Source organism: Thioalkalivibrio sp. ALJT (assembly GCF_000381825.1).
GTDB lineage: Bacteria > Pseudomonadota > Gammaproteobacteria > Ectothiorhodospirales > Ectothiorhodospiraceae > Thioalkalivibrio.
The window spans coordinates 37,845-50,773 of sequence record NZ_KB907124.1 but is presented as its reverse complement, the minus strand read 5'-3'; the positions used below and the strand labels follow the sequence as shown (position 1 = coordinate 50,773).

Genomic DNA, 12,929 nt, shown 5'->3' with positions numbered 1-12,929 from the left:
GCCTGAGCCGCGCGCCGCCGAAAACGCGAAAGCATAGCATCCCGCCGGCGCTCGGGAGACCCGTTCAGGCGCGCCCGTACATATCCTCCAGGCGCACGATGTCGTCCTCGCCCAGGTAACTGCCGGACTGCACCTCGATCAACTCCAGCGGCAGCGCGCCAGGGTTCTCCAGGCAGTGCACCTGCCCGATCGGGATAAAGGTCGACTCATTCTCGGTGACCAGGTAGTTCTGTTCACCGTTGGTGACACGGGCCGTACCGCTGACCACCACCCAGTGCTCCGCCCGGTGGTGATGCATCTGCAGCGACAGGCGCGCCCCCGGCTTTACCGTGATGCGCTTGACCTGATAGCGGCTCCCGCTGTCGATGGACTCATAACAGCCCCAGGGGCGGTACACCACCGTGTGATCCACGTGCTCGCTACGTTCCGCCGCCTGCAGACGCTCGACGATGCGTTTCACATCCTGCACCCGGTGACGATCGGCCACCAGGACCGCATCGCGTGTCGCCACCACCGCCAGGTTCTGCAAGCCAATACCGGCCACCAGCAGGCCGTCCGCATCCACCACGCACCCCTCGCTGTCCTCCAGAAGGCAGTCGCCGCGCAGGGTATTACCCCGGCTGTCCGTACCACGCACACCCGCCAGCGCGGACCACGACCCGATATCGCTCCACCCCGCCGCCAGCGGCGTCACCGCCGCGAGTTCCGTGCGCTCCATCACCGCGTAGTCGACCGAGATATTGGGGGCCGCCGCAAACGCGTCGGGGTCCACCCGCAGGAAGTCGAGATCGTCCCGCGACTGTTCCAGGGCGGCCCTGCAGGCAGCCACAATACCGGGCTCGAAACGCTCGAGCTCGTCTAGGTACCGTGACGCCCGGAACACGAACATGCCGCTGTTCCAGAGGTAATCCCCCTGCTCGATATAGGCCCGTGCGGTCGCCGCATCCGGCTTTTCGACAAAACGCGCCACGCGGGCGCCGGCCGGACCCAGTGACTCACCCTGCTGGATGTAGCCGTACCCGGTCTCCGCCGCGGTAGGAACAATCCCGAAGGTGACCAGATGGCCGGAAGCGGCCAGTTCGACCGCACGCTCGACCGCGGTGCGGAAAGCCTCGGGGTCACCGATGTGATGGTCCGCCGCAAGAACCAGCAATAACGGATCATGCCCCTGTTCCTGTGCCTGCAGGGCAGCCAGCGCGATCGCCGGTGCCGTATTGCGGCCCTCGGGTTCCAGCAGGATGCGCGCCCCGGTGACGCCTGTCGCGCGTAACTGCTCGGCGGCGAGAAAGCGGTGTTCCACATTGGCCAGCACCAAAGGCGGCTCGCCGCCAAGTCCCTCCAGACGGCGTGCGGTCTGCTGCAGCAGGGTCTCGTCCCCCACCAGCGGGAGGAACTGCTTGGGATATCGACTGCGCGAAACCGGCCACAGACGCGTCCCCGAGCCACCGGCCAGGATCACCGGCTGCAAGTGATCCCGCACGTGTTCCTTGGTCATCGCCTCACCCCCGTATCCGTCGCGAGATCTCATCGACCCGTTGCCGCAGCAGGGCCGCGTCGGCACGGGTCTCCACGTTCAGGCGCAGCAGCGGTTCGGTGTTGGAACTGCGCAGATTGAAGCGCCAGTCGGCGAATTCGACGCTCACGCCGTCCGTACGGTCGAGGCGCCCACCGGCGCCGGCATACGCGTCAAGCACACGGGCGGTCGCAGCGGCCGCATCCTCGACCTCGAAGTTGAGCTCGCCACTGCAAGGAAACCGCGCCATGCGCTCGGCGACCATAGCCCCCAGCGACTGCTCGCGGCGGCCCATCAGTTCCACCACCCGTAGCCACGGCAGCATGCCGGTGTCGCAGTAGTCGAAGTCCCGGAAGTAATGATGGGCGCTCATCTCGCCGCCGTAGATCGCGTCTTCCTTGCGCAGGCGTTCCTTCATGAAGGCGTGCCCGGTCTTGGACTGGATCGGCTCCCCGCCGGCGGCCTCCACCATCTCGATGGTATTCCAGGTCAGGCGCGGGTCATGGACGATACGCTCGCCCGCATGGCCCTCCAGACAGGCCTGCGCCAGGAGCCCCACGATATAGTAACCCTCGATGAAGGTGCCTTCGGCATCGAACAGAAAGCAGCGGTCGAAGTCCCCGTCCCAGGCCACGCCCAGATCCGCGCCATGCGCCCGCACCGCATCGGCGGTGGCGGCACGGTTCTCCGGCAGCAACGGGTTGGGGATGCCATTGGGGAAATGCCCGTCCGACTCGAAATTGACCCGGATCAGCTCGAACGGGAGATGCGGCTCCAGTGCCTCCAGCACCGGCCCGGCGCCACCGTTGCCCGGATTCACCACAATCTTCAACGAAGGCAGTACGGAACGATCCACCGAACTCAGCAATCGCTCGATGTAATCCGCCCGGTGGTCCAGCCGCCGCACCTGCCCATTGGGCATGGGCCGGAAATCCCCCCGCTCGGCCCGGTCACGAATCGCCTGCAGGCCGGAATCGCCGCTGATCGGCCGAGCCTCGCTGCGCACCAGCTTCAAGCCGTTGTAATCCAGCGGATTGTGACTGGCCGTGACCATGATCCCGCCGCCAGCCCCGTAATGCGCTGTGGCAAAATAGACCTCCTCGGTACCACACATGCCGATATCCGCCACATCGCTGCCACCCGCGGTAAGCCCTTCCGTCAGGGCACCGGCCAGTTCCGGGCTGGACAGGCGGATATCGTAGCCAACGACCGTGCGACCGGGCCGGATCTCCTCGGCAAAGGCGCGACCGATGGCGTGTACCACCTCTGGGTTGAGCTGGTCCGGCACCCGGCCCCGCACGTCATAGGCCTTGAAACAGTCAATCTTCATGCATATCCCTTTTCGCCATCCTTGCACGCCCCCGTTTCCCGCTCCGCGCGGAACCGGAACCGGTATTGCTCCATGATACATAGCAGAACCCCGGAAGGAGTCGATGCCGGCATCAATGCTGCCAGTAGCGTTACTTGACGCTGCCTTTACATGCCCCCGATCATGGTGGGTTTATCCAACTAGGAGAAGCCGATGAGTGAGCCGCAAGTGAAGACCGAGGAGAAGAAACAGCATTTCGACGACATCTATGTCGCCGAGACGCCGGTGCCGTTCAAGGAACGCATCATCGACGCACTTGACTACATCTCCGACGACTTCAACCGGCAAACCTTCGACCGGCTGATCCTCCCCTGGGCCGAGAAGCAGTCCGCCGCCGGCAAGACCCTGAACTACGTGGATCTGTGCTGCTGCTTTGGCAACACCACCATGGCCGCCATCCACAATATGGATGTCGAGGCGATCCGCGCCAACTGGGCCGACGAACAGGCCTGCAAGACCGTCACCGCACCGCGGCGCCTGCCGATGAAGACCACCGGAATCGACATCTCCGGCAATGCCCTGGCCTACGGCAAGAGCGCCGGGCTGTTCGACGAGACCTTCGAGGCCGACCTGAACCAGCCGGCGCCGGAAACCCAGGCCGCGATCGAAAAGGCCATGGCCGACGCCGACATCGTGATCTCCACCGCATCGCTGGTCTACCTCGATCCGCCGGCCATCGAGAAGCTGGTGCGTTCCTTCGCCGAGACCCCGCGCGAGGGCTACATGCTCGTCAACTTCCTGAACCCCTTCGCGCTGGAAAAGGCCGACGCCACCAAGCGCCTGCTACTGGAACACCTGGAATTCGTGGGCAGCACGGCCAGCCGTCACCGCCGCCTGTCGCCGCTGGAACAGGAAAACTATCCGGGCGAAGACTGGGCGCTGCTGGAGATCTGGGTCCTGCGCCGCCGCGCGTAGGCACATGGATCACGCCGGCGCAACGCCTGCGTATACCCATCGCAAGGGCCGGCCTGTTCAGGTCGGCCTTTTTTGTGAAACCCGGCTGTCCGCTCTGGCGCCTGTCGTAACGAGCGGAATGGCCTCTCGAGATCCGCTCAGAGTCGGACCACGCAGTTCCGGCCTGCCTTCTTCGCCTGATACATCGCCTCGTCGACACGCCGCGCGAGGGACTTCTGCGTATCCCCCCGGCGCGCCTCTGTCACTCCGAAGCTGGCGGTGACGGGGACCGGACACGACGTCTTCATCGCCGCCACGGCCTTGCGCAGTTTTTCCGCCATGATCTCGGCTCTGCTGCCATCGGTCTCCGGGACCACGACCATGAACTCCTCGCCGCCCCAGCGGCCCAGGAAGTCGACCTCTCGCAGGTTCTCGCGTATGGCCCCGGCCAGGCGTTTCAGGATCTCGTCCCCGGTCTCGTGCCCGTACTCGTCGTTGAAGTCCTTGAAGTGATCAACGTCGAACATAATCAGCGCCAGCGGACGCCCGTAGCGGCGGCCGCGCTCCAGCTCGCTTTCCAGGGTGTTGCCAAGACTTAACCGATTGGCCAGCCCGGTCAGCCAGTCGGTGTGTGCCAGACGGCGGATCTCTTCCTCCATACGCACCCGGTCGGTCACATCTTTCCCAACCGATACGTAGTGCGTCACCTCCCCCTCGGCATTCATCACCGGGCTGATACTCTGCTCCAGGTGTATCAGCGATCCGTCCCGGCACCGATCCACGAATTCGCCCCGAAAAACCTCTCCACGTCCCAGGGTCTCCCACAACTCCCGATAAAACACCGCATTCTGCCGCCCCGATTGCAGGATACGCGGGTTCTGGCCCTTGACCTCATCGCGGCTGTAGCCGGTCTGCTCCTCGAATGCTGCATTCACGTATGTAATGCTGCCCGCGGAGTCGGTGATAAACACCGGATCGGCCGAGACCTCCAGTGCCGTCGACAGCAGCCGCAGCTGCTCGTCGCGCCTGCGGTCCTCGGTCACATCCCGCTGCACCGAAACGAAATGCGTGATCCGCTGCTCATCGTCTTGGGCCATGACCGGCGAGATGTGCCAGCTCACGCAATACTCGGAGCCATCCTTGCGATAATTGATCGTCTCGCCGTCAAAGCATTCCCCACGACCGAGAGCTGTCCGCAACCGAGCCAGCACGGTCGGCGAGGTCCGCGAGCCCTGCAGGATGCGCGGCGTCTGCCCCAGCACCTCCTCCCGCGAGTAACCGGTCATGCGCTCGAAGCCGGCATTGACGTAGACGATGCGGGGGCCGGCCTCAAGGTCCGCATCGGTAACAAGCACCGCGTTGTGTGATTGCTCGATAGCGGCATCCAGAAGACGGAGCTTCTCGAAGCCTTCGATGAACGAGAGGGGAGGCATCAGGCCGTCCTGGCGTTACAAATGAGCATCCGGAGCGGGGCCGATGCGGAATGCGGTCCCGCCTGGAGGCTGCCGTGCCAAACAAGGGTCCATCCCGCCCGACTCACTCAAGATCAGCCATCTGCAGGATGGAGCCCACAATATCACTGGTCGTCACAATACCCTCCAGCTCGTTGCCCCGCAGCACGACCAGACGCCGAATCCCCTGACTGACCATCAACCGGGCCACGTACTTCACATCCATCTCGGCGGGTACCGTGATTACGGGCTTGTTACAGACGTCGTAGACATTGGACAGGTCAATGTCACCCTCCTCCGCCACGATCGTCTTCAGAATCGTCGTGTAGGTGATGATCCCGTAGGCATCGTGGGCATGCTGCTTCTCGACTACCAGGGACTTGACCCCATGCCTGCGCATCAGCTGCATGGCCTCGCGCAGCGTTGCCAACGGCGAAACGGTCACGACATTCGGTCGCAGGACTTCACTTACCAGCATGATGTTCTCCGTCAGATTTCGTCTTTGACCTGTTCCTGGAACTGCTCGATCTGGTTGCGCCCGATCCCCGCCAGGTGGGCCACATCCACCGTGAAGGCGATCCCGCGCGGATCATTGGCGAGATCCAGCTCCTTCGAAATACACTTGAGTACATTCAGGGCCACCTTCTTCTCCAGCACCCACAACAGGACCGACTGACTGCCCTCGTAGGTCATGCCCAGAAACGTCCTGCGGGCCTCGGCTCCGATACCACGCGCATCCATGATCGTCACTCCGGCTGCACCGGCCGCTTTGGCCGCCGCGATTGCCTGTTCTTCAAGGTCATCGGAAAGAACGGCCACCAGTGCGGAAAACTTCATCGCCTACTCCTCCTGCCGCTCGGTACGAGCGAACCAGCGTTCGTAAAGATCCACGACGATCGCATAGAGCATCACCGTGACAATGGGGAAAATCGAGGCAAATGCGATCAGACCAAAGCCGTCGATCAGCACGTTGCGGTCCTCCAGGTGCGTGGCCAGGCCGATCCCCAGCGCCGTCACCAGCGGCACGGTCACCTCCGATGTGGTCACCCCCCCCAGATCGAACGCGAGGGCCACGATCTGCTTGGGCACGAGGATCGTCAGTACGATGACCAGCAGGTAGCCGCCCATGATGTAGTGGTGGATGGAATCCCCTGCGAGGATTCGATGAACCCCGATGGTGATGCCGATGGCCACCCCCAGTGCGACCAGGATGCGGATCACATTACCCCGCAATGAACCGTGCGCCGCCTCCTCGGCCTTCTGGCCGATCGCAATCAGGGCCGGTTCCGCCATCGTGGTCGCAAACCCGATGGAGAACGCGAACAGATAGACCCACAGGAACAGTTCGTTAGTGATCAGCTGCTCGGCCATGCTCTCGCCGATCGGAAACAGACCCAGCTTGAGGCCGACCACAAAGGCGTACAGCCCCAGCACTACCAGCACGAAACCGAAGATGACGCGCGGCAGGTAGGGGATGCGCTTGCGCAGCACGAAGTACTGGAATACCACGATCACCGCGATGATCGGTGCCACGTCGCGCAGCATCAACAAGAGGTCCATACCCATCGCGGACAGCCAGTGCCCCTCATCGGCGCCCGGCAGATCCGTATCCGCATCCATCGCCGCGGTCTCGCCGTTACCCGGGGCATCGATCTCGGCACCGGCGAACACGATGATCCCGTAGAGCTGCACCGTGATCATCGGCACCATCACCGCCAGTGCCACCAGGCCAAAACCATCGCGCAACGGATTGCGCCCGCTGATCGAGGCGGCCAGACCCAGCCCCAGAGCGGCCACCAGCGGCACGGTCACGATGTTCGTCGTTACCCCGCCGGAGTCGTAGGCCAGGCCCACGATCTCTTCGGGGGCAAAGAAGGTCACCAGTACCACCAGCACGTAGCCCGTCAGGATGTACCAGTGCAGCGGGTGGCCCATGACCGTGCGCAGGATCCCCAGCGCCACCACGGCACCCACGGACAGCGCGACGATCAGGCGCAGGACGAACCCCTCGATTCGCCCCTCGCTGATCAGCTCCGCCTGTTCGGCCACCGCGATCAGGGCCGGTTCCGCGATTACCGTGGCAAAGCCGAGGGTAAAACCGAAGGCCATCAGCAGCAGGAGGGAACCCCGTCGTGCCAGGGCGTTGGAAAGATTCTTGCCGATGGGGAAGATACCCATCTCCAGGCCCTGCAGGAACAGCGCCACGCCGAACACCACAATGGCCAGCCCGACCACCATCGCCAACAGGCCCTCCGGCACCGTACGCAGCACCAGTGCCTGGAACACCGCGACTACGATCACGATGGGAGCCAGATTGCGGGCCGCGTGGCCGAGGGTATGGAAAAAGTTCATGCGCTCGCTGTCCCATCCCGGCGCACGCCGGGGCAACCGCGCCGGAATCAATCACCGGGTCGGCGGTCTCAGTCCTATGGAATCCCTGCAAACACCCTATCGTGCCGTGGTCATCGGCGCCACGGGCGGACTCGGCACCGCCTTCATTCACCACCTCGAACAGGACCCCGACTGCGGCCATGTCATCGGGTTGCACCGGCACAGTGACCCACCGCTGGACCTGCTCGACGAAGGCAGCATCCAGCACGCAGCGGCCCGGCTTCTGGAACAGGCACCGGAATGGGACCTGATCCTGGACGCCACCGGCATCCTTACCATCGACGGCCACGGCCCCGAGAAACGCCTGCGCGAGCTGGAGCCCGAAATCATGGCTCACGCCTTTGCGATCAACGCGATCGGCCCGGCTCTGCTGTTCAAGCATCTGGCGCCGCTGCTGCCGCGCACGCGCAAGGGCATCTTCGCCACCCTGTCCGCCCGCGTCGGTTCGATCGCGGACAACCACCTCGGTGGCTGGCTCAGCTATCGCGCCTCCAAGGCGGCGCTCAACCAGATCGTGCGCACGACTGCGCTGGAACTGCGTTTCAGTCACCGCCAGGCCGTGATCGTGGCCCTGCAGCCCGGCACCTGTGCCACACGCCTGTCCGAGCCCTACCGTAAACGCGCCCCCGAAGTCCTGGCGCCAGAAACCGCCACTGATGCGCTACTCCAGGTCCTCGACGGACTGGACGCCTCGAATTCCGGCACCTTCTTTGACTTCGAGGGACAACGCCTGCCGTTCTAGGGATACGCTGATTGAATCGCATGTCCGCGCTCTAGCGCTTTTGCGCGCGAACAAGCGGCGATCACTGCCGTGCAGTCATGCGGCGCTGAATCGTCTTGTCGGTCTTTGCTGTGGCGAGGGGCCTGGCCGCTCGTCTCCAAACAGGCTATTCCTATAGTAGGGCGTTCCTGCAGTATATCCACAGGGCGCCCGAAAACGCATGATTCATCAGAACCGGCACAACAAATGATCTGCATCAACGTTTCCTGATGCGGTGTGCGCGACAGTGCTCCCGCACACCTAATAAATCGGAGGAACCGAACATGCGACGCACCCTGACCTTCCGCTCCCTGGCACTGGCCGGACTGCTGGCCCCCGCTGCCCTGATCCCGGCACACGCTACCGCCGCCAGTGCCGATGTCTCCGCCGGCGACTGGCTGATCCGTGGCGGTCTGACCCATGTGGCGCCCAAGTCCGACAACGGCACCCTGACCCACCTGGGCAATGCATCGGTCGATCTCGGTTCCGACACCAAACCGTCCGGCAACATCACCTACATGCTGACCGACAACCTGGGTCTGGAGCTGCTGGTCGCGATCCCGTTCAAGCACGACATTACGATTGACGGCATCGGTAAAGTGGGTACCACTCGGCATCTGCCGCCAACCCTCAGCCTGCAGTACCATTTCAACAACGGCTCCGGCATCCGCCCGTACGTAGGCGCAGGCATCAACTACACCTTCATCTTCGACCAGGACACGAGCGCCGTGCTGGGCGCAGATGTGGACCTCGACGATTCCTGGGGGGCGGCGGTGCAGGCCGGGATCGACTTCGCGGTGGACGACAACTGGTTCGTGAACGGCGAGGTGCGCTGGATCGACATCGACACCGACGCATCCCTGGAAGGTACCCATCTCGGTACGGTCAACATTGACCCCTGGACCTTCGGTGTAAACCTCGGCTACCGCTTCTGACCGAGCGCACGCGTACCACGCCTTTACCGGTCCGCGTGATCCACCACGAGGCCGAGGACGCGCCCCATGCGCTCCTCGGCCTCGTGTCGTTCCAGCCCCCCGGGATGCGGCGTCCCCCAGACCGGACCCGGCCATGCGGCGTCCCCCTTGAAACGCGCTACATGATGGAGATGGAGCTGGCCGACGATATTGCCAAGCTTGGCCACGTTCAGGGCCGAGGGCGCAAACGCCTGTTCCATCGCCCGCGCGAGCATGCGCGACTCGCGCAGCACTTGTGCGGCATCCGCTGCATCCAGCTGATGCAGTTCCGTCACGTCCGCCCGCCGCGGAACCAGCAGGAACCAGGGATAGTCGCGGTGATCCATCAGCCTCAGGCTGGATAACGGCCACTCCGCGACCGCCCAGGTATCTGCTTCCAGGCGCGGGTCCAGTACAAAATCATTCGTCATCGTTCAATTCCTGCCAGACACCGGGCACCGGCCACAGTCCGGTCGTCGGCGCATCATCCTGCCCCGGCAGCAGGTAGCTGTAGTGCGAGCGATGGCGCAGGGCCCCCACCACCTCACGGCGCGCCGCTGCATCGGCACCGCTGATCACGACCACCGCCGCGCCCGGCACCATCCAGGCACGCGGCCCGGGCGGGACATCGAGACCCGGCTTGACTGTCGCAGGATGACCGGGGAATCCGCGTTCCGCCAGCCAGCGCCGGGTGGCTTCGTGGTCACCCAGCAGGATGCGCGTGCCTTGATCGCGCTCGGCCGGGTCCGGTAACCGTCCAAGCCAGGACGCCACTTCCTCGGCACTGGCATCACCCAGTGCGATCAGGCGCGTTTGCGGGTCCAGCGCCGCCCGGCGCAGGATGTCCGGCGACTCCTCCGCCGCCAGGTGACGGAACAGTCGCCAGTCCGGATCGACTGCAACCGCCAGCGGCCGTGCGTCCGTCTCGATCACGACCTCTCGCCCCTCTTGCTCCAGCTCCACCCAGTGGGTTTCCTGCCCATCTTCTGTCTTCAGTCCCAGCGGGACACGCAGCTTCCAGGGCTCGCCCGGGCTACGCTGATGCAATTGTGCACGCAGCTGCCACCCGGCCTCCGCGCTCTCGCGCTGAACCTGCGTCAGTTCCAGCAGCGGCGCACCACTACGACCGATCCACTGGTCGAAGAAGGGCCGCAGGTCGGCATCGGCCTCGCGGTCAAAGGTCGCAATCAGCGCATCCCAGTCGGCCTCGCGAAAACGCCACTGCGCATACAGCTCACGCGTACCGGCCAGCAGCGCCTCGCGACCGATCCAGTCCTCCAGCATCAACCACAGCATGGCCCCGCGATGGTAGCCCGCGATCCGCGCCGCCCCCGCATTGCCGCCACGAAACGTCCCGTGCGGACGGTCCTCGGTTGCCGGCAGCGCCGCATAGTCGCGCAACCACTGGCCGCGTTCGGCGCGCGCTTCACCGGCCTCTCGCTTGAACTGATAGTCGGCGAGGAAGGTCGTCAGCCCCTCCGACCAGTTCCCATCGGCAGGGTCCACATAGACGCTCGTCCCCCACCAGCTGTGCAACACCTCGTGGCCCAGCGAGGTATACGGGATAAAGGGCAGCGGGATCACCTGTGTGCCCAGCAACGTAAACCCGGAAAACGCCAGGCCCACCGGCTGCGGGCTCGCGGCAATGGTGAAGGTGGAGAACGGGTACGCACCCAGCTCGTCGGAAAATCGCTCGATGTAGGCGGCCGCCTGATTGCGATAGAGCTCGCCAAAGCCGGCCTCCAGCGCGGCCGGAAACAGGGTGCGAATCTCGACCTCGCCCGCCGCCTGCGTGACCGGTTCCCAGGGCCCGGTCGCCACCGCCAGGGCGCGCCCGCCGGGGTGTTCGAAAGTCGCACGGTAGCTCGCCTCTGCGTGATCTTCCGTCACCCGCGAACCGGATGCGACCCCGAGGTGGCCGTCCATTACATCGAGGTCCACACGGAACGGATGCGGCTCGGCCGCCGGCCGGCGCGGGTACCAGTCAGCACCCGGTGGCAGGAAGCCGCCCTCGGCACCGAGATAGCCGCCCCCGCGGGCGCCGCGCGGGGCATCGGAGAGGCGTGCCCCGTAACGGATCACCAGCGTGCCATCAACCGCCGCGAGCGATTGCGTCAACTCCAGCCAGCCGTCGTCGCTACGGGTGTATGCCAGGGCCTGACCGTCCAGCTCCACGGCGTCGACGGCAATGCCGGGGTCCAGCCGGAAGCGTACCGGAGATGCCGCATCCAGGTATTGCAGTTCCACCCGGAAATGCCCCTCCAGTCGCGCCTGCTCGGGCCAGAGCACCAGCTCCAGCTCGGGCCCGGCCGCGCCTGAATCCGCCACCGCGCCGGCCGCCGCCAGCAGACAGAACAACCCGCACCACCATCGACGCCAGGGCATCGGTCAATCCTCCCGTGGGAAACGCGCGACGCGCTCCAGGTGTTCGCCGTCGCGTTCAATTTCCAGCGGTAACCAGGTACCCGGCTGTACGCCACGCACCACGCGCTGCAAGTCCGTCGTCGAATTCACTTCGCGTTCACCCGCCCGCAACACGCGATCGCCGGCCTTCAGGTCGGTCCTCGCAGCCACCGAGCCATCCTGCACTCCGAGAATACGCACCCCCGAGTCGGCCGACTCGATCTGCACGCCCAGCATGGGGCCTGCGGGTTCGAAGCGCGGGTCAGCCGGCACGCCGAACACCGCGCGCGCCAGTGCCGGATCCGTGTCACTACAGTCGCCCGGCGCGCGCGGGAGCAACACCGGCGCCGCTTCGATCCCGAGATCCGCCAGCTGATGCGGGACGCCATAGCCGTATTCCAGATGCCCGGAGCCGATCAGCGCCGCCACCAGCGGCGGCTCCGCGCCGCCCGCCTCGATCCGCTGCGCGATCGCCCCCGCCATCATGCGATCCCAGGCCAACTGGGTCGCAATAAAGCGGTCACGGTTCGGCCTCATGCCCGTCGGATGCCGCTCCAGCACCGCGTCCAGGTAGGCCCGATACGCGGTACTTGCCGGCGCCGGGGCGGTAACACCATCGCGCAGCTCGGCATCCAGCGCATCCCAGCCGTCGTGCCCGAGGCTCCGGATCTTGTCGCGTTCCAGATTCAGCGCCAGCAACGGGATCGCATGCACCCGGGCAAAATGAAGAATGGGCCAGTACAGCGCCGGATCGAATCCCCAGTGGGTATACCACTCGCTCGCTTCCAGGAAGGCCTCGGGTGCCAGCTCGCCGGCCACCCAGGCATCCAGCACCGGCTGCTTCGAGCGCGGCAGCATCTCCAGCCCGATCACTAGGTCCGGCCGGTACCCATGCAGGGCCGCCAGCGTACCAAGCTGCCAGCGGTGATGGTCCATGCGGTCGTGGTGCTCGCCGATCAGAACCGCATCCGCCGTGGCTAGCTCTGCGTACAGGGCGGCGCTGTCCACCGGCTCGCCTCCCGGCGTGGCCCAACCCCCTGCGGGCGGACACCCAGCCTCGGCCTGCACGGGTCCTGCCAGCGCCATGCCCAGCACCAGCCCCGCACCCAGCCATCGCGACCGCGGCCCGCGCACCTTCATCCGCATTTGCATCTCCTGCTTGAGTAGTGGTTACGTGCAACGCGTCGTACCGTTC

The 12,929-nt window shown here is 65.1% G+C and carries 12 protein-coding genes; 3 read left to right on the top strand and 9 right to left on the bottom strand.

What is annotated here, in order from left to right:
- Positions 1 to 64: 64 nt before the first annotated feature.
- Both G332_RS0106020 and G332_RS0106015 read right to left on the bottom strand, forming a co-directional pair.
- Positions 65 to 1,495 carry a mannose-1-phosphate guanylyltransferase/mannose-6-phosphate isomerase gene (locus G332_RS0106020; protein WP_019626100.1) on the bottom strand — a complete coding sequence of 477 codons (1,431 nt, stop codon included), beginning with the start codon at positions 1,493 to 1,495 and terminating at the stop codon, positions 65 to 67.
- A gap of 4 nt (positions 1,496 to 1,499) precedes the next feature.
- On the bottom strand, positions 1,500 to 2,843 hold the full coding sequence (locus G332_RS0106015; protein ID WP_019626099.1) for a phosphomannomutase/phosphoglucomutase: 1,344 nt from the start codon (positions 2,841 to 2,843) through the stop codon (positions 1,500 to 1,502).
- A gap of 192 nt (positions 2,844 to 3,035) precedes the next feature.
- Between G332_RS0106015 and G332_RS0106010 the strand changes: the two genes are divergently transcribed.
- A complete protein-coding gene (locus G332_RS0106010; protein WP_019626098.1) occupies positions 3,036 to 3,797 on the top strand; it encodes a class I SAM-dependent methyltransferase in 762 nt (253 codons plus the stop codon).
- 137 nt (positions 3,798 to 3,934) lie between these two features.
- Here the strand turns inward: G332_RS0106010 and G332_RS0106005 are convergent, their stop codons facing one another.
- The 4 genes from G332_RS0106005 to G332_RS0105990 form a co-directional block, all read right to left on the bottom strand.
- On the bottom strand, positions 3,935 to 5,209 hold the full coding sequence (locus tag G332_RS0106005) for a sensor domain-containing diguanylate cyclase (protein WP_019626097.1): 1,275 nt from the start codon (positions 5,207 to 5,209) through the stop codon (positions 3,935 to 3,937).
- Positions 5,210 to 5,312: 103 nt separating this feature from the next.
- Positions 5,313 to 5,705 carry a CBS domain-containing protein gene (locus G332_RS0106000; RefSeq protein ID WP_019626096.1) on the bottom strand — a complete coding sequence of 131 codons (393 nt, stop codon included), beginning with the start codon at positions 5,703 to 5,705 and terminating at the stop codon, positions 5,313 to 5,315.
- A gap of 11 nt (positions 5,706 to 5,716) precedes the next feature.
- A complete protein-coding gene (locus G332_RS0105995) occupies positions 5,717 to 6,064 on the bottom strand; it encodes a hypothetical protein (RefSeq protein WP_019626095.1) in 348 nt (115 codons plus the stop codon).
- 3 nt (positions 6,065 to 6,067) lie between these two features.
- On the bottom strand, positions 6,068 to 7,579 hold the full coding sequence (locus G332_RS0105990; RefSeq protein ID WP_019626094.1) for a DUF1538 domain-containing protein: 1,512 nt from the start codon (positions 7,577 to 7,579) through the stop codon (positions 6,068 to 6,070).
- A 76-nt stretch (positions 7,580 to 7,655) separates the two neighbouring features.
- Between G332_RS0105990 and G332_RS0105985 the strand changes: the two genes are divergently transcribed.
- Positions 7,656 to 8,360, top strand: coding sequence for an SDR family NAD(P)-dependent oxidoreductase (locus G332_RS0105985; protein WP_026340648.1), 705 nt, complete (start codon positions 7,656 to 7,658; stop codon positions 8,358 to 8,360).
- 302 nt (positions 8,361 to 8,662) lie between these two features.
- Positions 8,663 to 9,313, top strand: coding sequence for an OmpW family protein (locus G332_RS0105980; RefSeq protein WP_019626092.1), 651 nt, complete (start codon positions 8,663 to 8,665; stop codon positions 9,311 to 9,313).
- Positions 9,314 to 9,336: 23 nt separating this feature from the next.
- On the opposite strand, the gene G332_RS0105975 is transcribed toward G332_RS0105980, so the two are convergent.
- The 3 genes from G332_RS0105975 to G332_RS0105965 are packed head-to-tail and all read right to left on the bottom strand — an operon-like array spanning position 9,337 to position 12,874.
- Entirely contained in the window at positions 9,337 to 9,762 is a 426-nt protein-coding gene (locus G332_RS0105975) for an HIT domain-containing protein (RefSeq protein WP_019626091.1), read from the bottom strand.
- Positions 9,752 to 11,716, bottom strand: coding sequence for a M1 family metallopeptidase (locus G332_RS0105970; RefSeq protein WP_038059556.1), 1,965 nt, complete (start codon positions 11,714 to 11,716; stop codon positions 9,752 to 9,754). Before G332_RS0105970 ends, G332_RS0105975 begins: the two co-directional genes overlap by 11 nt.
- Positions 11,717 to 11,719: 3 nt before the next feature.
- Complete coding sequence (locus G332_RS0105965; RefSeq protein WP_156000785.1) at positions 11,720 to 12,874, bottom strand: ChaN family lipoprotein; 1,155 nt, start codon at positions 12,872 to 12,874, stop codon at positions 11,720 to 11,722.
- Positions 12,875 to 12,929: the final 55 nt, after the last annotated feature.

Bases quoted from the DNA above. Each gene is read 5' to 3' on its own strand.
- G332_RS0105985 (WP_026340648.1), top strand. From the start codon at position 7,656: ATGGAATCCCTGCAAACACCCTATCGTGCCGTGGTCATCGGCGCCACG.
- G332_RS0106015 (WP_019626099.1), bottom strand. From the start codon at position 2,843: ATGAAGATTGACTGTTTCAAGGCCTATGACGTGCGGGGCCGGGTGCCG.
- G332_RS0105980 (WP_019626092.1), top strand. From the start codon at position 8,663: ATGCGACGCACCCTGACCTTCCGCTCCCTGGCACTGGCCGGACTGCTG.
- G332_RS0106020 (WP_019626100.1), bottom strand. From the start codon at position 1,495: ATGACCAAGGAACACGTGCGGGATCACTTGCAGCCGGTGATCCTGGCC.
- G332_RS0105970 (WP_038059556.1), bottom strand. From the start codon at position 11,716: ATGCCCTGGCGTCGATGGTGGTGCGGGTTGTTCTGTCTGCTGGCGGCG.
- G332_RS0106010 (WP_019626098.1), top strand. From the start codon at position 3,036: ATGAGTGAGCCGCAAGTGAAGACCGAGGAGAAGAAACAGCATTTCGAC.
- G332_RS0106000 (WP_019626096.1), bottom strand. From the start codon at position 5,705: ATGCTGGTAAGTGAAGTCCTGCGACCGAATGTCGTGACCGTTTCGCCG.
- G332_RS0105990 (WP_019626094.1), bottom strand. From the start codon at position 7,579: ATGAACTTTTTCCATACCCTCGGCCACGCGGCCCGCAATCTGGCTCCC.
- G332_RS0105975 (WP_019626091.1), bottom strand. From the start codon at position 9,762: ATGACGAATGATTTTGTACTGGACCCGCGCCTGGAAGCAGATACCTGG.
- G332_RS0106005 (WP_019626097.1), bottom strand. From the start codon at position 5,209: ATGCCTCCCCTCTCGTTCATCGAAGGCTTCGAGAAGCTCCGTCTTCTG.
- G332_RS0105995 (WP_019626095.1), bottom strand. From the start codon at position 6,064: ATGAAGTTTTCCGCACTGGTGGCCGTTCTTTCCGATGACCTTGAAGAA.
- G332_RS0105965 (WP_156000785.1), bottom strand. From the start codon at position 12,874: ATGAAGGTGCGCGGGCCGCGGTCGCGATGGCTGGGTGCGGGGCTGGTG.